The organism is Pseudomonas sp. GM24 (genome assembly GCF_000282235.1).
Taxonomy (GTDB): Bacteria; Pseudomonadota; Gammaproteobacteria; order Pseudomonadales; family Pseudomonadaceae; genus Aquipseudomonas.
This window is the reverse complement of record NZ_AKJR01000106.1, coordinates 22,477-43,946: the sequence shown is the minus strand read 5'-3', so window position 1 is coordinate 43,946 and position 21,470 is coordinate 22,477. Positions and strand designations below refer to the sequence as shown.

At 59.8% G+C, this 21,470-nt stretch carries 20 protein-coding genes; all 20 read left to right on the top strand.

Going from position 1 to position 21,470, the window contains the following annotated elements:
- Window positions 1–253 precede the first annotated feature (253 nt).
- The 20 genes from rfbF to fliD all read left to right on the top strand — a co-directional run bounded on the left by rfbF (window position 254) and on the right by fliD (window position 21,424).
- A complete protein-coding gene (rfbF, locus tag PMI23_RS14195; RefSeq protein WP_007920097.1) occupies window positions 254–1,027 on the top strand; it encodes a glucose-1-phosphate cytidylyltransferase in 774 nt (257 codons plus the stop codon).
- The gene (gene rfbG, locus PMI23_RS14190) at window positions 1,009–2,091 is read left to right on the top strand and encodes a CDP-glucose 4,6-dehydratase (protein WP_007920090.1); all 1,083 of its coding nucleotides are present in this window, start codon (window positions 1,009–1,011) and stop codon (window positions 2,089–2,091) included. Before rfbF ends, rfbG begins: the two co-directional genes overlap by 19 nt.
- Complete coding sequence (locus PMI23_RS14185; protein WP_007920088.1) at window positions 2,088–2,648, top strand: dTDP-4-dehydrorhamnose 3,5-epimerase family protein; 561 nt, start codon at window positions 2,088–2,090, stop codon at window positions 2,646–2,648. Before rfbG ends, PMI23_RS14185 begins: the two co-directional genes overlap by 4 nt.
- Window positions 2,645–3,871 (top strand): class I SAM-dependent methyltransferase, encoded by a 1,227-nt coding sequence (locus PMI23_RS14180; protein WP_007920086.1) that lies wholly within the window; start codon window positions 2,645–2,647, stop codon window positions 3,869–3,871. The genes PMI23_RS14185 and PMI23_RS14180 overlap by 4 nt, the downstream gene beginning before the upstream one ends.
- Entirely contained in the window at window positions 3,868–4,719 is an 852-nt protein-coding gene (locus tag PMI23_RS14175; protein ID WP_007920084.1) for an NAD-dependent epimerase/dehydratase family protein, read from the top strand. Before PMI23_RS14180 ends, PMI23_RS14175 begins: the two co-directional genes overlap by 4 nt.
- Entirely contained in the window at window positions 4,716–5,786 is a 1,071-nt protein-coding gene (locus PMI23_RS14170) for a class I SAM-dependent methyltransferase (protein ID WP_007920082.1), read from the top strand. Before PMI23_RS14175 ends, PMI23_RS14170 begins: the two co-directional genes overlap by 4 nt.
- A 17-nt stretch (window positions 5,787–5,803) precedes the next feature.
- Window positions 5,804–6,541, top strand: coding sequence for a cephalosporin hydroxylase family protein (locus tag PMI23_RS14165; RefSeq protein WP_007920080.1), 738 nt, complete (start codon window positions 5,804–5,806; stop codon window positions 6,539–6,541).
- 54 nt (window positions 6,542–6,595) lie between these two features.
- Entirely contained in the window at window positions 6,596–9,511 is a 2,916-nt protein-coding gene (locus PMI23_RS14160) for a TIGR00180 family glycosyltransferase (RefSeq protein WP_007920078.1), read from the top strand.
- A gap of 23 nt (window positions 9,512–9,534) precedes the next feature.
- Window positions 9,535–10,536, top strand: a complete 1,002-nt coding sequence (gene pseB / locus PMI23_RS14155) for a UDP-N-acetylglucosamine 4,6-dehydratase (inverting) (protein WP_007920072.1) — start codon at window positions 9,535–9,537, stop codon at window positions 10,534–10,536.
- Complete coding sequence (gene pseC, locus PMI23_RS14150; protein WP_007920071.1) at window positions 10,533–11,690, top strand: UDP-4-amino-4,6-dideoxy-N-acetyl-beta-L-altrosamine transaminase; 1,158 nt, start codon at window positions 10,533–10,535, stop codon at window positions 11,688–11,690. Before pseB ends, pseC begins: the two co-directional genes overlap by 4 nt.
- A 31-nt stretch (window positions 11,691–11,721) precedes the next feature.
- Window positions 11,722–12,342 (top strand): pseudaminic acid biosynthesis-associated methylase, encoded by a 621-nt coding sequence (locus tag PMI23_RS14145; RefSeq protein WP_007920069.1) that lies wholly within the window; start codon window positions 11,722–11,724, stop codon window positions 12,340–12,342.
- On the top strand, window positions 12,339–13,034 hold the full coding sequence (gene pseF, locus PMI23_RS14140) for a pseudaminic acid cytidylyltransferase (RefSeq protein WP_007920067.1): 696 nt from the start codon (window positions 12,339–12,341) through the stop codon (window positions 13,032–13,034). Before PMI23_RS14145 ends, pseF begins: the two co-directional genes overlap by 4 nt.
- Window positions 13,031–14,536 carry a UDP-2,4-diacetamido-2,4,6-trideoxy-beta-L-altropyranose hydrolase gene (gene pseG / locus PMI23_RS14135; protein WP_007920066.1) on the top strand — a complete coding sequence of 502 codons (1,506 nt, stop codon included), beginning with the start codon at window positions 13,031–13,033 and terminating at the stop codon, window positions 14,534–14,536. Before pseF ends, pseG begins: the two co-directional genes overlap by 4 nt.
- The gene (pseI, locus tag PMI23_RS14130; RefSeq protein ID WP_007920065.1) at window positions 14,529–15,581 is read left to right on the top strand and encodes a pseudaminic acid synthase; all 1,053 of its coding nucleotides are present in this window, start codon (window positions 14,529–14,531) and stop codon (window positions 15,579–15,581) included. Before pseG ends, pseI begins: the two co-directional genes overlap by 8 nt.
- A 226-nt stretch (window positions 15,582–15,807) precedes the next feature.
- Window positions 15,808–16,734 carry a ketoacyl-ACP synthase III gene (locus PMI23_RS14125; RefSeq protein WP_007920064.1) on the top strand — a complete coding sequence of 309 codons (927 nt, stop codon included), beginning with the start codon at window positions 15,808–15,810 and terminating at the stop codon, window positions 16,732–16,734.
- 88 nt (window positions 16,735–16,822) lie between these two features.
- On the top strand, window positions 16,823–18,112 hold the full coding sequence (locus PMI23_RS14120) for a motility associated factor glycosyltransferase family protein (protein ID WP_007920063.1): 1,290 nt from the start codon (window positions 16,823–16,825) through the stop codon (window positions 18,110–18,112).
- A complete protein-coding gene (locus PMI23_RS14115; protein ID WP_007920062.1) occupies window positions 18,109–18,375 on the top strand; it encodes a hypothetical protein in 267 nt (88 codons plus the stop codon). Before PMI23_RS14120 ends, PMI23_RS14115 begins: the two co-directional genes overlap by 4 nt.
- A 242-nt stretch (window positions 18,376–18,617) precedes the next feature.
- Window positions 18,618–19,469, top strand: a complete 852-nt coding sequence (locus tag PMI23_RS14110; RefSeq protein ID WP_007920059.1) for a flagellin domain-containing protein — start codon at window positions 18,618–18,620, stop codon at window positions 19,467–19,469.
- 73 nt (window positions 19,470–19,542) lie between these two features.
- The gene (locus PMI23_RS14105; RefSeq protein ID WP_007920057.1) at window positions 19,543–19,899 is read left to right on the top strand and encodes a flagellar protein FlaG; all 357 of its coding nucleotides are present in this window, start codon (window positions 19,543–19,545) and stop codon (window positions 19,897–19,899) included.
- An 82-nt stretch (window positions 19,900–19,981) separates the two neighbouring features.
- On the top strand, window positions 19,982–21,424 hold the full coding sequence (fliD, locus tag PMI23_RS14100; RefSeq protein WP_007920056.1) for a flagellar filament capping protein FliD: 1,443 nt from the start codon (window positions 19,982–19,984) through the stop codon (window positions 21,422–21,424).
- The last annotated feature ends 46 nt before the right edge of the window (window positions 21,425–21,470 follow it).

Here is a 21,470-nt window from a genome sequence, read left to right as displayed (position 1 = left end):
CTGAGTTCGACTCGGTATCGCACGTCGGCGTACCTCGCCCAAACACAACGGTCAGTCCCCTCTCCCTTTGGGAGAGGGTTAGGGTGAGGGGCTTGTGGAGCTGGCGCGTTTCCTGCAAGTCCCCTGTAAATCGCCATAAAACGAGCGCTCGCGGTCACTCCAGCGGCGCACGGATCGGCAAAAGGTTTAGCCAGAAGGCCCGCAAAGCTCAAGAAAGCGGCGCGCAGCCCGGTGTAGAACAAGAGGGGAGACGATGAAGGCAGTTATTTTGGCGGGTGGCCTCGGCACGCGCATCAGTGAAGAGTCGCACCTCAAGCCCAAGCCGATGATCGAGATCGGCGGCAAGCCAATTCTCTGGCACATCATGAAGCAGTATTCCGCCCACGGGATTCATGACTTCGTGATCTGCCTCGGCTACAAGGGCTATGCGATCAAGGACTTCTTCGCCAACTACTTCCTGCACACCTCCGACGTCACCTTCAACATGCGCGAGAACCGCATGGATGTGCACCAGAATTACAGCGAGCCGTGGAGCGTCACGCTCATTGACACCGGTGAGGAAACCATGACCGGTGGCCGGCTGCTGCGGGCCGGCCGTTATCTGCAGGATGAAGAGGCGTTCTGCTTCACCTATGGCGACGGCGTTTCCGATATCAACATCGCTCAGCTTGTGGATTACCACCAAGCTCACGGTCGTCTGGCGACCGTCACCGCTGTGCAACCGCCGGGTCGTTACGGCGCGCTTGAGCGTCAAGGCGATCAAGTGCTGGGCTTTACCGAAAAACCTCGTGGTGACGGTGGCTGGATCAACGGTGGCTTCTTCGTGCTCTCGCCAAAAGTGCTGCCGTACATCGCCGATGACGCTACCACTTGGGAAGCCGAGCCGCTGGCGCGTCTGGCGGCCGACGAACAGTTGAAAGCCTTTGAGCACGAAGGCTTCTGGCACCCGATGGACACCCTGCGCGACAAGAACCATCTCGAAGCGCTGTGGCAGAGCGGGGAGGCCCCATGGAAGCAATGGGCCTGAGTGCGGATTTCTGGCGCGGCAAACGCGTTCTCGTCACCGGACATACCGGTTTCAAAGGCAGTTGGCTGACCCTGTGGCTGCAAAGCCTCGGCGCGCAAGTCAGCGGTTTCTCCCTTGATCCTTCGACCGAGCCGAGCCTGTTTGAACTGGCGCGCGTGCACGAAGGCATCAACGATCAGCGTGGTGATTTGCGTGATCTGGGCGCCTTGCTGGAAATCATCGCCGATACCGAGCCGGAGATCGTGCTGCACCTGGCCGCGCAGCCGCTGGTGCGCGAAGGTTATCGCGATCCACTCGGGACCTATTCCAGCAACGTCATGGGTACGCTGAACCTGCTCGAAGCGATTCGTCAGGTCGGTTGCGTGCGCGCTTGCGTGCTGGTCACCACCGACAAGGTCTACGCCAACAAGGAATGGCTGTGGCCGTACCGCGAAGACGAAGCCCTCGGTGGCCACGATCCTTACAGCAGCAGCAAGGCTTGCTGTGAATTGCTCGCACAGTCTTATGCCGCGTCGTTTTTCCCGGCGGACAAATACGCCGAACACGGTCTGGCCCTGGCCACGGCGCGTGCCGGCAACGTCTTGGGCGGCGGTGACTTCGCTCCTGAGCGACTGATTCCCGACGTGCTCAAAGCGTGGACCGCCGACGAACCGGTGACCCTGCGCTATCCGCAAGCCGTACGCCCGTGGCAGCACGCGCTGGAGCCGCTGGCCGGTTACCTGCAACTGGCCGCCGGCCTCTACGAACAGGGCCCGGAATACGCCGGGGCGTGGAACTTTGGCCCGGGCGAAGCGGACATGTGCAGCGTCGGCGAAGTGGTTGAATTGCTTGCCAGCCGCTGGCCGCAGGCGCGCGGTTTGCGCATCGAGAAAAGCGAACTGCACGAGGCCGGCCTGCTGCGTCTGGACAGCAGCCGCGCCCGCCAGGTACTCGGCTGGCAGCCGCGCTGGACCTTGCAGCAGTGCCTGACGCAGACCCTCGACTGGCACCTGGCGTGGCAGAACGGCGATGACATGCGCAGCGTCACCCTCGGCCAATTGAACCTGTACCGAGGCGCGCTGTGAGCGAGTTTTCCCTGAAGGCGTTGCCGCTGGCCGGGTTGTTCAGCGTTCAGCACAAACGTTTCGAAGACCAGCGGGGGCACTTCGCTCGGCTGTTTTGCGAAGGCAGCCTGAGTGCGTTCGGCGCTGAGTTCCATATCCGTCAGATCAACCATTCCTGCACCCGTGAAAAGGGCAGTGTGCGCGGTCTGCATTATCAGAATGCCAATGCGCCGGAAGCCAAATTGATCACCTGTCTGCGCGGTGAAGTGTGGGACGTTGCGGTGGATCTGCGTCCTGACTCCGAAACGTTTCTGCACTGGCACGCCGAGCACCTCAAGGCTGGCGATGGCCGCAGCCTGTTGATCCCGGCCGGTTTCGCCCATGGTTTCCAGACCCTCACCGAGGACGCCGAACTGCTTTACCTGCACAGCGTCGATTACGCGCCGGAGCACGAGGGCGGTCTGTCGGTGAACGATCCACGGCTGGCGATTGCTTGGCCGTTGCCTGTCAATAATTTGTCAGCGCGTGATTCCAGCCATCCCGCGCTCGATCAACACTTTGCTGGAGTGCGTCTATGAACTGCCGTGGGTGCGCCGCACCGCTGAGCCTGCCGCTGATCGACCTCGGCACCTCGCCACCGTCCAACGCCTACGTGCACGCCGATCGCCTGGAACAGGCCGAGCAATGGGTGCCGTTGAAGGTCGCCGTGTGCCAGCAATGCTGGCTGGTACAGACCGAGGATTACACCAGTGCCGATAGCCTGTTCGATGCTGAGTACGCTTACTTCAGTTCGTTCTCCAGCACCTGGCTGGCTCATGCCGAGCGCTATGTCGCCGAGATGGTCGAGCGCTTTGGCCTGACCGCCGATAGCCGTGTGGTGGAAGTCGCCGCCAACGATGGTTACCTGTTGCAATACGTGGCGGGCCGGGGCATTCCGTGCCTCGGTGTTGAACCAACGCGCAGCACCGCGCAAGCGGCTCGGGAAAAAGGCCTGGAAATTCGTGAACTGTTCTTCGGTCGTGAGACTGCTGCGCAGTTGCAAGCCGAAGGCTGGGGCGCCGATCTGATGGCGGCCAACAACGTGCTCGCGCATGTGCCGGACATCAATGATTTCCTCGGCGGTTTCGCGACGCTACTCAAGCCGACCGGTGTGGCCACTTTCGAATTCCCGCAACTGCTGACACTGATGGCCGGCGCGCAGTTCGACACGCTGTATCACGAACATTATTCCTATCTTTCGCTGACTGCCGTGCAGACATTGTGCGAGCGCAATGGCCTGGAAGTGTTCGACGTCAGCCAACTGACCACCCATGGCGGTTCGTTGCGTGTATTCGTCCAGCGCAAGGACGGCGAGCGCCGCGCGGTACAAGCGGCGGTGCAACAACAGTTGCAAGCCGAACTGGATGCCGGGGTGAAAACCGCCGAGTACTACGCGACCCTCGCGCCCGCCGCTGAACGCATCAAGCATGAACTGCTGCGCTTTCTGCTGCAGGCCAAGGCTGACGGTAAACGTGTGGTCGGTTATGGCGCGGCGGCCAAAGGCAACACCTTGCTCAATTACGCCGGGGTCAAACCGGACCTGCTGGCCTGGGTCGCCGATGCCAATCCGCACAAGCAGGGCAAGTTCCTGCCGGGTAGCCGCATTCCGATTGTGGCGCCGGCGCAGATTGATCTCGAAAAACCGGATTACGTGCTGGTGCTGCCGTGGAACCTGCTGCACGAAGTCAGTCAGCAACTGGCGCAAGTGCGTCGGTGGGACGGCCGCTTCGTGATCGCCGTGCCTGAGTTGAAAGTGCTGTGAAGGTTCTGGTCACCGGAGCCACAGGCTTTGTCGGCCGGCATCTGGTTGCCGCATTGCTGGCGCGTGGTTGTGAAATCCGCGCCGTGGCGCGCAACCCAGAAACGGCGCAAGGCATGCCGTGGATCAACGACGTCGAGTTCATCGCAGCGGATATTCACGCCGCCGATCTCGATATCCACGCGTTGACCGCGGGTATCGATGCACTAGCGCATCTGGCCTGGCCGGGCTTGCCGAACTACCGGGCGCTGTTCCATTTCGAACACAACCTGATGGCCGATTACCGCTTTATCAAAAGCGCGGTCGAGGCGGGCGTGCAGCAGGTGCTGGTCACCGGCACCTGTTTTGAATACGGCATGCAGAGCGGGCCACTCAGCGAAAACACCGAGCCAAAGCCGAGCAATCCTTACGGTCTGGCCAAACACACACTGCACCTGTTTCTGCAAAACCTGCAGCAGGAGTTGCCGTTCACTTTGCAGTGGGCGCGCCTGTTCTATCTGCATGGCGAAGGGCAAAACCCCAACAGTCTGTTGGCCGCGCTGGACCGGGCGATCGATGCCGGTGAGGCGTCGTTCAACATGTCCGCCGGTGAGCAGTTGCGCGATTTTCTGCCGATTGAACGCGCTGCCGGCTACCTCGCCGCGATCCTGCAAAAAACCGACTTCAACGGCGTGATCAATTGCGCCAGCGGCCAACCGGTGTCCGTGCGCGCGTTGGTCGAACAACGCCTGCGCGAACGCGACGTGTCGCTGCATCTGAACCTCGGCCACTACCCATACCCAACCCACGAACCGCTGGCGTTCTGGGCGGTGACCGAGCGTTTGCAACAGTTACTGGGAGAGCCGCAATGAGGCACGAGTTGTATCGGGTTACTGACCTACCGGTGCTGCAGAACCGCACCTTTGCCGATCCCGCGTCGGCGCAGGCCTCGGCCAGTGCCGACATGCTGTTGGTGCAGGACGAGCGCAGCGGTCTGATCTTCAACGCCGCGTTCGACGCTGACAAACTCAGCTACGACGCCGATTATCAGAACGAGCAGGCGCATTCCGGCCAGTTCCAGAAGCATTTGAGTGACGTCGAAGGCATCATCGCCAAGCACTTCAAGGGTCAGGAACTGATCGAAGTCGGCTGCGGCAAAGGCTATTTCCTTGAGCTGCTCAAGGGCCTCGGTTATTCGATCACCGGCATCGACCCGGCGTACGAAGGCGAAAACGCAGACGTGATCAAGGCGCCGTTCACCCGTGGTCTCGGGCTGGCGGCAGACGCCATCGTCCTGCGCCATGTGCTGGAGCATATTCAGGATCCGCTGAGCTTTCTCGCCGAAATCGCCAACGCCAATCAGGGCGGGCAGATCTACATCGAAGTGCCGTGCTTCGACTGGATTCTTGAGCACAAAGCCTGGTTCGACCTGTTCTACGAACACGTCAATTATTTTCGCCTCGATGACCTGCGCCGGCTGTTTGGCACGGTGCACGAGGCCGGTCACCTGTTCGGTGGCCAATACCTGTACATCGTCGCCGACCTGTCGACCTTGCGCCTGACTCCGGATCAACCGGTGCCGCGCCTGAGCCTGCCTGACGGTTTCACCGCCAGCCTCGATCGCGCCGTGCAGATCATTCAGTCCGCCCCCGAGCAGGGTTCGGCGATCTGGGGCGCTTCGTCCAAAGGCGTGATCTATTCGCTGTTCCTGCAACGTGCCGGTGTCGCGGTGGACCGTGTGGTGGATATCAACCCGGCCAAGCAGGGGCGTTATCTGCCGTTGAGCGGCGCGCGGGTGTCCTCGCCGCAAGAGGCGATGGACGCGTTGCCCGAAGGCGCCAACCTGTTTGTAATGAATTCCAATTACCTCGAAGAGATCAAGCGGATGACCGGTGGACGCTACGTCTATCACGCCGTCGACAGCGCTTCGTTTCAGTGACCCTTGAGATTATTAAAATGACCGACAACAGCATCAACCAAGCCTTCGAAGCCGAGTGCCGGGAACAGATTGCCCTGCAGGGTGACGACCAGAAACTCACCGGCCTGGCCCGCGATTTCTTCAACGAATCGGCCAAGCACAAGTACAGCTACCACTTCTCGTGGATGGGTCGTCCGATCATCCAGCTGCCACAAGACATGATGGCCATGCAGGAGATCATCTGGCAGGTCAAACCGGATCTGGTCATCGAGTGCGGCATCGCCCACGGCGGTTCGATCATCTACTACGCCTCGTTGCTGGAGCTGCAAGGCCACGGCGAAGTGCTGGGCATCGACCTCGACATTCGCCCGCACAACCGCGAAGCGATCGAAAGCCACCCGATGGCCAAGCGCATCAAGATGATCGAAGGTTCGAGCATCGACGCCGGCATTGCCGCCCAGGTGCAGGCTGCGGCCAAAGGCAAGAAAGTCATTCTGGTACTCGACTCCAACCACACCCACGATCACGTACTGGAAGAGCTGCGTCTGTACGCACCGCTGGTGTCGGTCGACAGCTACTGCGTGGTCATGGACACCGTGGTTGAAGACATGCCGGCCGATTTCTTCCCGGATCGTCCGTGGGGCCCGGGCGACAACCCGAAAACCGCTGTGTGGAAATACCTCGAAGAGAACCAGGATTTCGAGATCGACCAGCAGTTGCAGAACAAGCTGTTGATCACCGTGGCGCCGGACGGCTATCTGCGTCGCGTCCGTTAATTCGCAACATCACCAAGCGTTGTTTCGGCGAGTCGCCGGTTGTGGAGAGAAGTTATGCAAGGCAAGTACAGTTCTGAACTGGCGCTACCGCTCAACGAGCTATTGACGGTGGTGCTGATTACTCACAATCGTCCGGCGTTCCTGCGCCGGGCGGTGAAGTATTACAGCAGCTTGTCCTGCAGAATCATGGTGCTCGATTCGACCCTCGAACGACCTGAAGGCGACTTCTGCGCCGTCGATTACCACCATGTCCCGCAGTTCGCCTACTGGGGCATGCAGGCCAAACTGGCCTATGGTGTCGAGCATCTGACCACGCCATACATGGTGCTGGCGGCCGACGACGACTTCATCCTGCACGATTCACTGGCAGAGTCCGTCGGCTTCCTGCATGCCAACCCTGACTACGGCATGTGCCACGGCTATTGCCTGATGTACCTGTCACTGGCTCATGGCGTGAACTACTACCGCCGCGACAAGAAAGTCCAGGAAGACTATGCGTCCGAGCGCGCGCAGGATCGTGTCCTCGATTACATGAGCCAGTACATCCCGCCGTTCTACGCGGTAACCCGTACTGACCTGATGAAAAACTGGCATTCGGCGTTGCCGCCGGGGACCAATTTCCAGTGGCAGGAAATCGGACATGTCTACTACCTGCTGGCCAGTGCCAAGGCCCGCATCCTGCCGATTCCTTATGTGGTGCGCGAGATCAACTACGGCGTCTCCGAGCACAATACCGACGTGTATCACTCGCTGACCTACGTCGATGCCAAGTCGGTCGCCGAACGAGAGGCTTTTGCCGAGTTCCTCGTCTCGCTGCCTACCGCTATCGAAGGGCTGGATATCGCGCAGGCCAAGGCCTTTGCCCTGGAAAGTTTCGAGGCGATGGCCGACAGCCTGAAGTCCGGGCGTGCGCTGACTGCCGAGCTGATTTTCGAATCGACCTGGAACCAGGCGTTGAAGGCGCCAGATCGTCGTTTTGGCCCGCTGCAGTATGTCGAAATGCCGTTTTACAACCAGGCATTCTTCGATCGTCTGGAGCAGTTCGAATTCATGTTGCACGCGCTGCCGGCCGGTCGCATGCAACTGGAAGGGCTGGAAGGCGTGTGGGCCCGTCAGGCGCACCTGTTGCAGGCGCGCAATAACGACACGCCGGAAAGTGTGGTTGACCGGTTGTGGCAGGCCCATGATCTCAACGCCTTCAACCAGACTGTGGTCAAACGTCTGGCGGCGCAACTGGACGTTGTCGGTGACGAGAGCGCCGCGCAAGCCATGCACGAGTGGATTGCCCGTCTCGAAACGCTGACGGTCGACGATCATCAGCCGGTCTTCGGCAAAATGAAGTCCGGCCGCCTGTTGCAGTGGCTGGTGGCTCGCGCGCCGGCGAACGAACAGCTTGAGTCGATTGGCCGGCATCTGGCGACTGAAGGCGGCGGCCCGCAGTTCGGTATTTTCCTGCTCGACCTGGATAACGACATCGACAAGTTGCAGGTGTCGCTCGACAGCCTGCTCGAAGGTCACTGCAAAGCGTTCAGGATTGTCGTGTTCACCACCGGCGAAGCACCGGCCGCGACTACTGCACAAAACACGCTGCACTTTGTTCGAGTCTCCCAAAGCAACTTTGTCGACAAGCTCAACCAGGCCGCTCAGCAGTCGCCAAGCGATTGGTTGCTGCTGGGTGAGGCGGGTGATCAGTTCACCGCCAGCGGCCTGTTGCGCGCCAGTCTGGAATTGATGTCCGCCGAGGGGGTGCGTGCCGTCGCCACCGACGAGGTCCAGCGCAAGGACAATGGCGCGTTGGTTGACGTGTTCCGCCCCGGTTTCAATCTGGATCTGCTGCAAAGCGTGCCGTCACTGATGGCGCGTCATTGGTTGATCCGTCGTGAAGTCTTGCTCGAAGCCGGCGGTTATCAGGCTGACTTCAGTAAGGCGCTGGAATTTGACCTGTTGCTGCGCATCATTGAGCAGGGTGGCCTTGACGGCCTGGCGCACCTCGACGAGCCGCTGCTGATCACTCGGGCGGCGGAGCTTGAAGAAAATGCCCATGAACGCCAGGCGTTGCTGCGTCATCTAGGTAATCGCGGCTACAAGGCCAAGGTCACATCGACGGTGCCGGGTACCTGGCAGATCGATTACCGTCACACCGAACAGCCAATGGTTTCGATCATTGTGCCGGTCATCGACGATCTTGCGGTGCTGCGTCGCTGCCTGGAAGGCGTGTTGCTCAGAACCCGTTACAGTCGTTATGAAGTGTTGCTGGCGGCAAACGCCAATCAATCGGCAGCGGTCAACGACTGGCTTGGCACGCTGCGCCACGCCAAGGTCAATGTGCTGCGTGCCGATCAGCCGCTGAGCGAAGTCGCACTGTACAACGCCGCCAGCGAGCAGGCTCAGGGTGAGTATCTGGTGCTGTTGGCCGCAGACAGTGAAGTCGTCAACCCGAACTGGATCGATTCGCTGCTCAACCACGCCCAGCGTCCGGAAGTGGGTATCGTCGGTGCCAAACTGGTCGATCGCGACGGCAAGATTGCTCAGGCCGGTCTGATTCTCGGCCTGAACGATGGCGTGGGTTCGCCCTTCATCGGCGAAAAACACGCGGCACACGGCTATATGCATCGTTTGACTGTCGAGCAGAATTACTCGGCCGTGTCGAAGGTCTGTCTGATGGCGCGCAAAGAGCTGTTCAACGCCCTTGGCGGACTGGATGAAGTGACGTTCGCCGAGGGTTATGCCGATGTCGACCTGTGCCTCAAGGCCGGTCAGGCCGGTTACCTCACCGTGTGGACGCCGTTGGTGCAGGTGCTGCATACCGGTGAGCTGCCGCAGGCGCCGCAAGCACTGGCGACACTGCGTGAAAAATGGAGCGGCGTCTTCGCGCAGGATCCGGCTTACAACGCCAACCTGGCCTTGACCGGCAAAGGTTTCACTCTGGGTGAAAATGCCTCGATCAATTGGGCACAGTTGCTCGCCTAAGCGTGCCGGACAGGAATCAACCTATGTTCAACGGTAAATCAATTTTCATCTCCGGCGGCACCGGTTCGTTCGGGCGCAAATTCATCGCCCGACTGCTCGAGCAATATCAGCCCAAGCGCGTGGTGGTGTTCTCCCGCGACGAGCTGAAGCAGTACGAAATGCAGCAGACGTTCAACGCGCCGTGCATGCGTTACTTCATTGGTGATGTGCGTGACGCCGATCGTCTGCGTCAGGCCATGCGCGGCATCGACTACGTGGTGCATGCCGCGGCGTTGAAGCAAGTGCCGGCGGCGGAATACAACCCGACCGAATGCATCCGCACCAACGTCAACGGCGCGGAGAACATCATCGCCGCCGCCATCGATAACGGCGTGAAAAAAGTTGTCGCGCTGTCCACCGACAAGGCCGCCAGCCCGATCAATCTGTACGGCGCGACCAAGTTGCTCTCGGACAAATTGTTCGTCGCCGCCAACAATATTGCCGGTGAGCAGGAAACCCGTTTTGCCGTGGTGCGCTACGGCAACGTGGCCGGCTCGCGCGGTTCGGTGGTGCCGTTCTTCAGCAAGCTGATCGCCGACGGTGCTCAAGAGTTGCCGATCACCGACGAACGCATGACGCGGTTCTGGATCACCCTCGACCACGGCGTGCAGTTCGTCCTCGACAGCTTTGCGCGGATGCACGGCGGCGAAGTGTTCGTGCCGAAGATCCCGTCGATCCGCATCGTCGATCTGGCGCGCGGTATGGCTGAACATTTGCCGCACAAGAACGTCGGCATTCGACCCGGTGAAAAGCTCCATGAGTTGATGGTGCCGCTGGACGATGCGCGGATGACCCTTGAGTTCGAAGATCACTACACCATCCAGCCGTCGATTCGCTTCACCAGTGTCGATGTCGATTTCGCCGTCGACAGACTCGGTGAGCAGGGGCGTGTCGTCAGCGAAGATTTCGAGTATCGCTCCGACACCAACCCGCATTTTCTCTCGGTCGGCCAGATCGCCGATCTGCACGCGAAGCTCTCGGTATGATTCCCTACGGTCGGCAGAGCCTCGATCAGGCAGACATCGATGCGGTCGTCGAGGTGCTGCAATCGGACTGGCTGACCCAAGGGCCGAGCATCGAGCGTTTCGAGCAGGCAATGGCCGAGCGTTGCCAGGCTGACTTCGCCGTCGCGGTGTGCAACGCCACGGCGGCGCTGCACATTGCCTGTCTGGCCGCAGGCCTGGGGCCGGGTGATCGGTTGTGGACGACGCCGAACACCTTTCTCGCCTCGGCCAATTGCGGACGCTATTGCGGCGCCGAAGTCGATTTCGTCGACATCGATCCGCTGACCTGGAACCTTGATGCCTTCGCCCTCTCAGCGAAGCTCGATCAGGCCGAACAGGACGGCACATTGCCGAAAGTGCTGGTAGCCGTAGCGTTCTCGGGGCAGAGCTGCGACATGCGCAAGATTGCCGAACTGGCCGAGCGCTACAACTTCACCGTGATTGAAGATGCCTCGCACGCCGTCGGCGCCAGTTACGCCGGACGTCCGGTCGGTTGCGGTGAGTTCGCGGCGATGACCGTGTTCAGTTTTCACCCGGTAAAAATCATCACCAGCGCCGAGGGTGGCATGGTGTTGACCAACCGCCCGGAGCTGGCCGAGCGCCTGCAACGCCTGCGCAGCCACGGCATGACCCGTGATCCGCAGCAAATGACCGAATCCAGTCATGGGCCGTGGTACTACCAACAGGTCGAGCTGGGTTTCAATTACCGCATCACCGATTTGCAGGCGGCGTTGGGCCTGTCGCAACTGGGCAAGCTGGACGATTTCATCGCCCGGCGTCGGGCGCTGGCGGCGCGTTACGATCGTCTGCTGGCGTACTTGCCGGTGACGCTGCCCAGCCCTCAGCCCGAGGCGCAATCGGCGTGGCATCTGTATGTGATTCGTTTGCAGAGCGATCGCATCGGCCTCAGCCACCGTCAGGTGTTCGAAGGCTTGCGTGCCGCCGGGATCGGCGTAAACCTGCACTATATTCCTGTGCATTTGCAGCCCTACTACCGTGATCTGGGTTTTGCCGAGGGCGATTTTCCCGAGGCCGAACGCTATTACGCCGAGGCCATCAGCTTGCCGCTGTACCCGTTGCTAAGTGATCAGCAGCAGGATTATGTAGTCGAACAATTGCGTCGACTGACCGAATGAATGCCGCCGTGGCGGTGGGTGAGACTGAGTCATGCGTGATCTGAGCGAGCAGGAAAAATTCTGGCAGGGTGAGTTCGGCAACCAGTACGTCGAGCGCAATGTCGGGCAACCGCTGGTGGCGACGAATCTGGCGTTGTTTGCCAAAGCCCTGAGCCGTGCCGCAGGCATCGAGAGCCTGGTCGAACTGGGCACTAACGCCGGCAACAATTTGCAGGCGTTGCATCAACTGCTGCCGCGTTGCGAGCTGTTCGGCGTCGAGATCAATGACAGCGCCTGTGCTCAGGCACGGGCGTTGGATATTGCACAGATCTGGCATGGCTCGCTGTTCGATTTCCCGCGCGAGCGCCGCTACGACCTGACCCTGAGTAAAGGCGTGCTGATTCACTTGGCCCCGGAGCTGTTGCCGACCGCTTATGCGCAGTTGTACGCGTTGAGCCAGCGCTACATCCTGATCGCCGAGTATTACAATCCGGCACCGGTGGAAGTGTCCTATCGTGGCAACAGCGGCAAGCTGTTCAAGCGCGATTTTGCCGGTGAGATGCTCGATCGCTATGCCGATCTGCACCTTCTCGATTATGGTTTTGCCTATCACCGCGATCCGCAATTCCCAGCGGACGACATCACTTGGTTCCTGTTGGAAAAACGTCCTTGAGCAACGTTGCAATCATCCCGGCCCGTGGCGGCAGCAAACGCATCCCGCGCAAGAATCTCTTGCCATTCGACGGCGTGCCGATGATTGTCCGCTCGATCCGCACCGCGCTGGATTCAGGGTTGTTTGAGCGGGTGGTGGTCAGCACCGACGATGCCGAAATTGCCGATGTCGCGCGAGCCCATGGCGCGCAGGTACCATTTTTGCGCCCGGCAGACCTGGCCGATGATTTCACCGGCACGGCGGCAGTGATCGTGCATGCCTTGCAGCAACTGCCAGCCTTCGATTACGCCTGCTGTGTGTACGCCACGGCGCCGCTACTGCAGGCGCGCTATCTGCATCAGGGACTGGAGTTACTGGAACAGCATCCCGACCGGTCCTTTGCGTTTTCCGTGTGCAGTTTCGGTTTTCCAGTGCAGCGTGCGCTGACGCTGGAGGGGCAGGGCGCGCTGACCGCGTTGTATCCCGAATTTCGCCATACCCGCTCACAGGATCTGCCCGAAGCGTTTCAGGATGCCGGTCAGTTCTACTGGGGCCGCAGTGAGGCGTGGTTGCGCGGCGAGGTGCTCTATTCGCCAGCCAGCCTGCCGGTGATTCTGCCCCGGCATCTGGTGCAGGACATCGACACCCTTGAAGACTGGAAGCGCGCCGAATACCTATACGCCGCGCTCAAGGCGGGTGGAGAGCTGCAATGAGAGTGCTGATTCGTGCCGACGCCTCGCCAACCATCGGCAGCGGCCACATTGCCCGCTGCCTGACGCTGGCGCGAGTGTTGCGCGGGCAGGGCAGCCACGTCGCGTTTGCCTGCCGACAATTGCCGGGGCATCGGCTCGATATGCTGAGCGCCGAAGGGTTCGAGACATTTGCGTTGCCGGATCTCTATTGTGATGAAGATCCACAGCAAGCCATCGAATCAATGCTGCCGTGGCAGGCCGACATCGACGCGCTGGATCTTTTGTTGGCCGGCCATGCCGGGTTCGACTGGATCATCGTCGATCATTACGGCCTCGATCATCACTGGCAAACCGCCGCCCGGCGCTGGGCGCAGCGCATAGCGGCAGTCGACGATCTGGCTACCCGGCGCTACAGCGTTGATCTTTTGCTCAATCAGAATTTATCGGGCCTCAGTGAAAATTACTCACCGCTGTTGCCCGAGGGGTGCCGCACCTTGCTGGGCCCGCGCTACGCCATGCTGCGTGAAGAGTTCAATTGCCCGGCCATCGAGATCAAACCCACGGCTCGCCGGGTACTGGTGAATTTCGGTGGCTTCGATGCGGCGATGCAGACTCATCACGCGATGCTCGCGCTCGCTGATTTCAACCAGTTGCAGGTAGATTTTGTCGCCGGTGCCGAGAACCCGGCGTGGGCGCAGATGCAGGCGTTGGCCGAGACGCGGCCGAACTGGCGCCTGCACAGTTTCGTCAGCGATTTCCATCAGCGCATGACTGAAGCGGATCTGTTTATCGGCGCCGGGGGCGGTACCAGTTGGGAACGGGCGGCGATGGGGCTGCCGACGATCTGTATTGCCGTGTCAAACAATCAGCAGGCCAACGGCGAAGTCATGGCAGCGGCGGGCGCACATGTGTTCATGGGCGCTCGTGAGCAGGTCAGTGTCGAGCAGTTGCGCGACGCCATCGGCTTTGTCACCGGCAATCATTATTTGCGCCAAAGCCTGGCCGAACGCTCGCGACAACTGGTCGACGGGCGTGGTGCCGAGCGTGTCGCGGTGGCACTGGCCGGTGCGGTGCTGAAGGTGCGTGCGGCGACCCTGGACGATGCGCAGTTGCTGTTCGATGGGCGTAATGCCGAAACGGTACGGCGCTGGTCGCTGGACAGCGGCGTGATCGACTGGCCGCAGCACCTGAACTGGCTGACGGCGAGTTTGCGTAATCCACAGCGCCTGCTGCTGATCGCCGAGGCGGATGACGGCGCGGTCGGCGTTGTGCGGTATGACCTGCGCGGGTTTGAAGCCGAAGTTTCTATTTACCTGCTCGAACGGCGGATGGGGCTGGGGTGGGGCAGGGCGCTATTGGCCCGTGGCGAGGCATTTGTTGCCGCGCACTGGCCGCAACTGACGGTCATCACCGCTCGGGTGTTGCCGGACAATCGTCCCTCGTTGAATGTGTTTCGTGACGCCGGGTTCACTCAGAGTGCCTGTGCGTTCACCCGTGTTTTGAAGGATCACCCGCATGACTAGTTTCAAGATCGGCAGCCGCTTGATCGGTGCCGACGCGCCACCCTTCATCATCGCCGAGATGAGCGGCAACCATAACCAGTCACTGGACGTCGCCCTGCAAATTGTCGAGGCAGCGGCCAAGGCGGGGGCGCATGCGCTGAAGCTGCAAACCTACACCGCCGAAACCATGACGCTGGATTTGTCTGAGGGGGAATTCTTCATCAAGGATCCGGGCAGTCTGTGGGCGGGTACTTCGCTCTACGATTTGTATGAAAAAGCTCATACACCGTGGGAATGGCATGCGCCGATTTTTGCTCGTGCCAAGGAACTGGGGATGCTCGCGTTCTCGACGCCGTTCGATGACAGCGCAGTCGACTTTCTCGAAAGCCTCGATGTTCCGGCCTACAAGATCGCCAGTTTCGAAAACACCGATTTGCCGTTGATCCGTCGTGTGGCCGCCACCGGCAAGCCGCTGATCATTTCCACTGGCATGGCCAGCATCGCTGAACTCGATGAGGCCGTTCGCGCCGCGCGCGAGGCCGGGTGCAAAGATCTGGTGTTGCTCAAATGCACCAGCACTTATCCAGCGACACCGCTCAACAGCAACGTGCGCACGATTCCGCATCTGCGTGAGTTGTTCGGTTGCGAAGTGGGGCTGTCCGATCACTCGATGGGCGTTGGCGTGTCGGTGGCAGCCGTGGCGCTTGGCGCGACGGTGGTGGAAAAGCACTTCACCCTCGACCGTTCAGCGGGTGGCGTCGATGCCAGTTTCTCGCTGGAACCGGCGGAAATGGCTAGCCTGGTGGTGGAAACCGAGCGCGCCTGGCAAGCCATGGGCCAGGTGCATTACGGCGTTACCGAGGCCGAGCGCAAGTCGCTGGTCTATCGCCGCTCGCTGTATGTCACGGCCGACATGGCCGCCGGTGACACCTTTACCGGGGACAATCTGCGCGCCATTCGCCCCGGTCTCGGTTTGCCGCCCAAGCACACCGACGCCGTCCTCGGCCGCCGCGCCCGCGCGCCGATCAAGCGCGGCACGCCGCTGGACTGGTCGTTGGTCGAATAACCCGATCTGCACCGATTCGGCAAAATAGCGTGACCTGCGAGTCATAACGCGCATCTTCACTGTATTGTATTGATCGGGGAGATGGCGCCTGGCTCGTTTTCGATTCCAGTGATAGCCCTTTGCGCTCCCCGTGGCTGCCCGTTGTGGCGGCCGTTTTCTGTTTGTCGGCGCCCCTCGAAATCCTTGCGAGCGGTGGTCTTGGGCTGTTTTTTATTGGGAAGCCGTAATGATTGGCATAAAAAGCATTGCGAGCTACGTTCCTGTAGCCGGCGTGGACAATTACGCACAAGGTGCAAAATTCGAGAAGGATGAAGAATTCATCCTTGGCAAGATCGGTTCGGCATTCCTGCCGCGCAAAGACGCTGAACAAGAAACCTCCGACCTGTGCGTGGAAGCGGCCAATGCGCTGTTTGCCAGCAACCCGGATCTGAAACGTGAATCGATCGACGCCTTGATCGTCGTCACCCAGAACGGTGACGAAGAAGGCCTGCCGCACACCGCTGCAATCGTGCAGGACAAACTCGGTCTGCCGACCAACGTGGCAGCGTTCGACATTTCCCTGGGCTGCTCGGGTTATGTCTACGGCATCTACGCGATCAAGGGTTTCATGGAAGCCGCCGGCCTGAAGAACGGCCTGCTGATCACCGCTGATCCGTATTCGAAGATTGTCGATCCGGAAGACCGCAACACCACCATGCTGTTTGGCGATGCCGCCACCGCTACATGGATGGGCGAAGATCCGACCTGGGCGCTGGGCAAGGCCAAGTTCGGCACCGACGGTTCCGGTGCGCCGCACTTGAAAGTCACCGATGGCGTGTTCTTCATGAACGGTCGTCAGGTCTTCAATTTTGCGCTGCTCAAAGTCCCGGCGCACTTGCACGAGCTGCTGGACGATTCCGGTCTGAAGGCCGACGACATCGATGCCTTCTGCATTCACCAGGGCAGTGCGGCGATTGTCGATGCGGTGGCGCGACGTTTCGAAGGCGAGCCGGAAAAATTCATCAAGGACATGGTCGAGACCGGCAATACCGTGTCGTCGAGCATTCCGTTGCTGCTGGAAAAACACGTTATCGATTCCGATTGGCAGCGTATTGCGCTGAGCGGTTTTGGTGTCGGTCTGTCGTGGGGCTCGGCGATCATCTATCGCCCTTAAGCCAGAGTAAAAACGGCGGATACAAAAATAGCGTTCAAGGTTAACCTTGAACGCTATTTTTTTGCCTGAAGAGGGAGCGCGAGGCGCCATGAGCGAGTTTTTTCAAGCCAATGCCGAGGTGTTGCAACGGCGCTGGCCGGCGCTGTTCGAACGACTGATGACGGAAGACAGTGCGGCAGTCCAGGCCGAACTGGTGCAGGGGTTGGGTTCGACGCTCAGCGTCAATGGTGTTCAGCTCACCAGTCGCCATGACCGCATCCATGAAGCCCGGATTCAGGCGGCAAGCCTGGCGGACAAGCCGCAATTGCATGTCTACGGTACCGGCCTCGGCGATTTGCCCAGCGTGCTACTGGAGCGTGAAGGGCTTGAGCGTCTGTACGTGCACATCCTCAATGGCGCATTGTTCGCGCTGGTGGTGCAACTGCTCGATCAGCGCCATTGGCTGGAAGATCCGCGCGTCGAGTTGTTTTACGCCGGCGACCATCCAGACTTTTTTACGCCGTTTTTTGCCCTGCCTGCCGAGATGCTGCTGGCCGACGATTTCAACGCGAAAGTGCGTGATCGCTTGGTCAGCGAAGTGCACCTGAGCTTCAACAATCGGGATTTCGATCCGCAGTCACCGCAGATTCAACAGCGTTTGCAGGAATGCCTGCCGGTGCTGCTCGCCGATGCGGATGTGGCGCAGTTGTTCGGCACCTGTGCCGGCCGGGAAGTCTATGTGATCGCCACCGGGCCGACGCTGGAGCAACACTACCAGCGCCTGGCGGCAATCCGTCAGCGCGCCGAACGCCCGTTGTTCATCTGTGTCGACACCGCGTATCGACCGCTGCGCGAACACGGGATTGTGCCTGACCTGGTGGTGAGCATTGATCAGCGCATCAGCTTTCGCCATCTGCCGTTCGAGGAGTCCGACGGCATCCCGCTGGTGTATCTGCCGATGAGCGATCCGTCGGTGTTGAAGGCGTGGAAGGGTAAGCGTTACGGTGGTTATTCCGCGAGTCCGATCTACGCGAATCTGCGTGAGCAACACCCGCGAGCGCAGTTGCACGTGGGCGGCAGTGTGATTCACCCGGCGGTGGATCTGGCGGTAAAGATGGGTGCCACCGGCATCACGCTGTTTGGTGCTGACTTCGCCTTCCCGATGAACAAGACCCATGCAGGCTGGAACGACGGCGAGCTGGGGCCACCGGTGAATCAGGCGCGGCATTGGGTGCGCGATGGCCATGGTCAGCGGGTGACCACACAGCTCAACTTTCGCGGTTATTTGTGTGTGCTGGAGCGCTATATCGCTGCACATCCACAGGTCGAATTTCTCAACAGCAGCCGCTCCGGGGCGCTGATCGCCGGTACCGGTTTCAACCCGGAGTTTGTGCAATGAGTACGCTGAGCCTCTGCAAGGATGAATGTCGCCAGTGTGCGGGTTTGTTTCGCCTCGGGCGCGATGTCGAGGCGGCGCTGACGATGGTCGATGTGTTTGAAAAGGCCCAGCAATGTTTAGCGTCTGCCCCGGCAGAGGTTCAGCAGGTGTGGGCGCAGCTGTTAATGCAAATGCTCGAATGCCAGGAGCGCCAGGACTGGTTGGGGCTGGCTGACTCTATGGAGTACGAGCTGGTGGATTTGCTGGGAAGTGTCCCGGTCTGAACACGCCGACAGCACTGGCCCGCAGGTTTGCGCGGCAGTCGGTTTTATGACGTCATTTTTTCGCGGTGGATGGGCTGCTAAGTCTTTGTTTTCTCGGGGGTGGCAGGGTGATGGCAAATTTTTTTCAAAAAGCCCTCAAGCAACCTGCAATCCCGACGATAACTATTACGAAGGTTCTCTAGGCCATACCCGGCGGTTGCCAGGGCCGGAAGCCGCAGTACCCAACCAACGAGGAATTCGTCATGGCTTTAACAGTAAACACCAACACCACGTCGTTGAACGTTCAGAAAAACCTGAACCGCGCTTCCGACGCTCTGTCGACTTCGATGCAGCGCCTGTCTTCCGGCCTGAAAATCAACAGCGCTAAAGACGACGCCGCTGGCCTGCAGATCTCGAACCGTATGTCCTCGCAGATCCGTGGTAACACCCAAGCCATCCAGAACGCCAACGACGGTATCTCCGTTGCCCAGACTGCTGAAGGCGCTCTGCAAGCTACTACCGACATCCTGCAGCGTATGCGTGAACTGGCTGTTAAAGCACGTAACGGTACCAACGGCACTGCTGACCAGACCGCTACCAACGCTGAATTCGCTCAGATGTCCGACGAGATCACCCGTATCTCGGCTTCGACCAACCTGAACGGCAAAAACCTGCTGGACGGTTCGGCTGGTACTGTGACCCTGCAAGTAGGCGCAAACACCGGTTCGGCTAACCACATCGACCTGGTACTGAGCTCCAAGTTCGACGCAGTAAGCCTGTCGGTAGGTAGCGGTACTCTGTCCCTGACCGGTGCTACCGTAACTGGCGCTTCGCAGAACATCGACAACGCGATCACCGCGATCGACGCTGCCATCGCTGCCATCGGTGCAACTCGTGCCAGCCTGGGTGCTTCGCAAAACCGTCTGACCAGCACCATCCAGAACTTGCAGAACATCACCGAGAACACCACTGCTGCACAAGGTCGCGTACAAGATACCGACTTCGCCGCAGAGACTGCTAACCTGACCAAGCAGCAAACCCTGCAACAGGCTTCGACCTCTGTTCTGGCTCAAGCCAACCAACTGCCTTCCGCTGTACTGAAGCTGCTTCAGTAATTTCGGATCGAGTTTGGGCGGGGGGGTGCGCTGGTCGCGCTCTCTCGCCTTTTTACGTTAAGAGGTGATGGGCATGGACATGAGCGTAAAGCTTAACGTGTCTTATCCGGCTCCCAAGCCAGTAACGCCGGTTGCTGACAAACCGTCAGAGACGCCTAAAGTTGCCAAGACTGAAGCGCCGGTCGCTGCGAAGAGTCAGGATTCGGACGACGCCAAATTGAAACTGGCGGTGCAGGAGATCGAAAAGTTTGTACAGTCGATCAAGCGCAATCTGGAGTTTTCGATTGATGAACACTCCGGGAAGGTCATCGTCAAGGTGATCGCAAGCGAGACGGGTGAGGTCGTTCGACAGATTCCCTCCGCAGAAGCCCTCAAGCTGGCAGACAGCCTCGCCAATGCGAGTCACGTATTGTTTGACGCCAAAGTCTGATAGCTGGCATGAATTATGTTTGTCCGTTCTCAAGATGCGTGTAACGGTCAAAAGAATGGCAACAATCTGAAGGGAGATGCACATGGCAAGTCCAATTCTACCGGGTTCCGGACTGGGTTCCGGCCTGGACATCGGCGCAATCGTGACCGCGCTGGTAAACGCCGACAAGTCGCCGAAGCAGACGCAGATCGATTCTGCGACCAAAACCAACACCCTGAAGATTTCCGGTGTCGGTGCGCTGAAAAACGCATTGGCGGCCTACCAGAAGGCAATGACCGATCTGGGCAGTAAGACCAACCCTGCGTTTGCCGGTTACGCGGCGACCTCGGCTACCCCGACAACGCTGACCGCTACTTCCGATAACACGGCTGTTTCGGGCACATACAGTGTCGTGGTAAATAACTTGGCCACCGGCTCGAAAGTAGCCAGTGCATCCTTTGCCGGCGGCGCGGCCAGTGCCATTCCGAGTGGTACCCTGAAAATCAGTCAGAATGGCACTGATTACAATGTCGATATTCCGGCCAATGCCACCTTGCAGACTACCCGTGATGCCATCAACAAGGCGCAGGGTGTCAACGGTGTTTCCGCCAACATCGTGACCGACAGCTCGGGCGCTTCGCGTCTGGTGATCAGCTCCAACAAGACGGGCGCGGGCTCCGACCTGACGGTCAGTGGTATTGCCGGTCTGGAAATCGATGGCACCAAGGTCATGTCTGCGACCCCGGCCGCTGGTGACTCAGGGGCTGTGGGCGATATTGCCAAGGATGCGAAGCTGACCATTGATGGTCTTGCCGTTACCAGCAAGAGCAACACAGTGAGCGGCGCCATCAGTGGCTTGACCATGAACCTGGTGGAAGCCAGCCCCACTGCGGTCAAGGTCTCTGTCGATACCAACACCAAGGGCTTGCAGGCTTCGGTTCAGCAATTCGTCGACGCTTTCAACACGCTCAAGACCACCATCGATAGCCTGTCCAAGGCAACGCCGGACGAAGATGGCAAGTTGACGGTGCAGGCCGCGTTTACCGGTGATTCTCTGCCGCGGACGTTGATTGCGGACATTCGTGCCCAATTGACCACTTCGTCGCCTGGCGAGCTGGGTGTGCTGTCGCAGATCGGCGTCATGACTGATCGCGACACCGGTAAGCTGACGCTGGACGCGACGGCTTTCAACAAGGCCATGTCTCAGCCAGGCATGACTGGTCAGGTGCAGCAGCTGTTCTCCGGCACCGACGACAAAAACGGTCTGTTGGCGCGAATGAGCAAAGCGGTCGATCCGTACCTCAAAGCTTCTGCTGATGGCAAAACCACCAGCGGTCTGCTTGATCAGCGTATGACCATTCTGAACAACAATACCCGCAGCCTCACGTCGCAGCAGTTGGCGCTGGATCTGCGCGTCGCCAACCTGACCAAGACGCTGACGGCCAAGTACAACGCCATGGACTTGCTGGTAGGGCAGATGAAGGCTACGGCGAGCAACATCACGTCGTTCTTCAGCTCGCTGAACGCTCAGCAGTCCGCGAAGTAACAGGCAGGTACGACAAAAACCCGGCTACGCTTCATCGGCGTGCGCC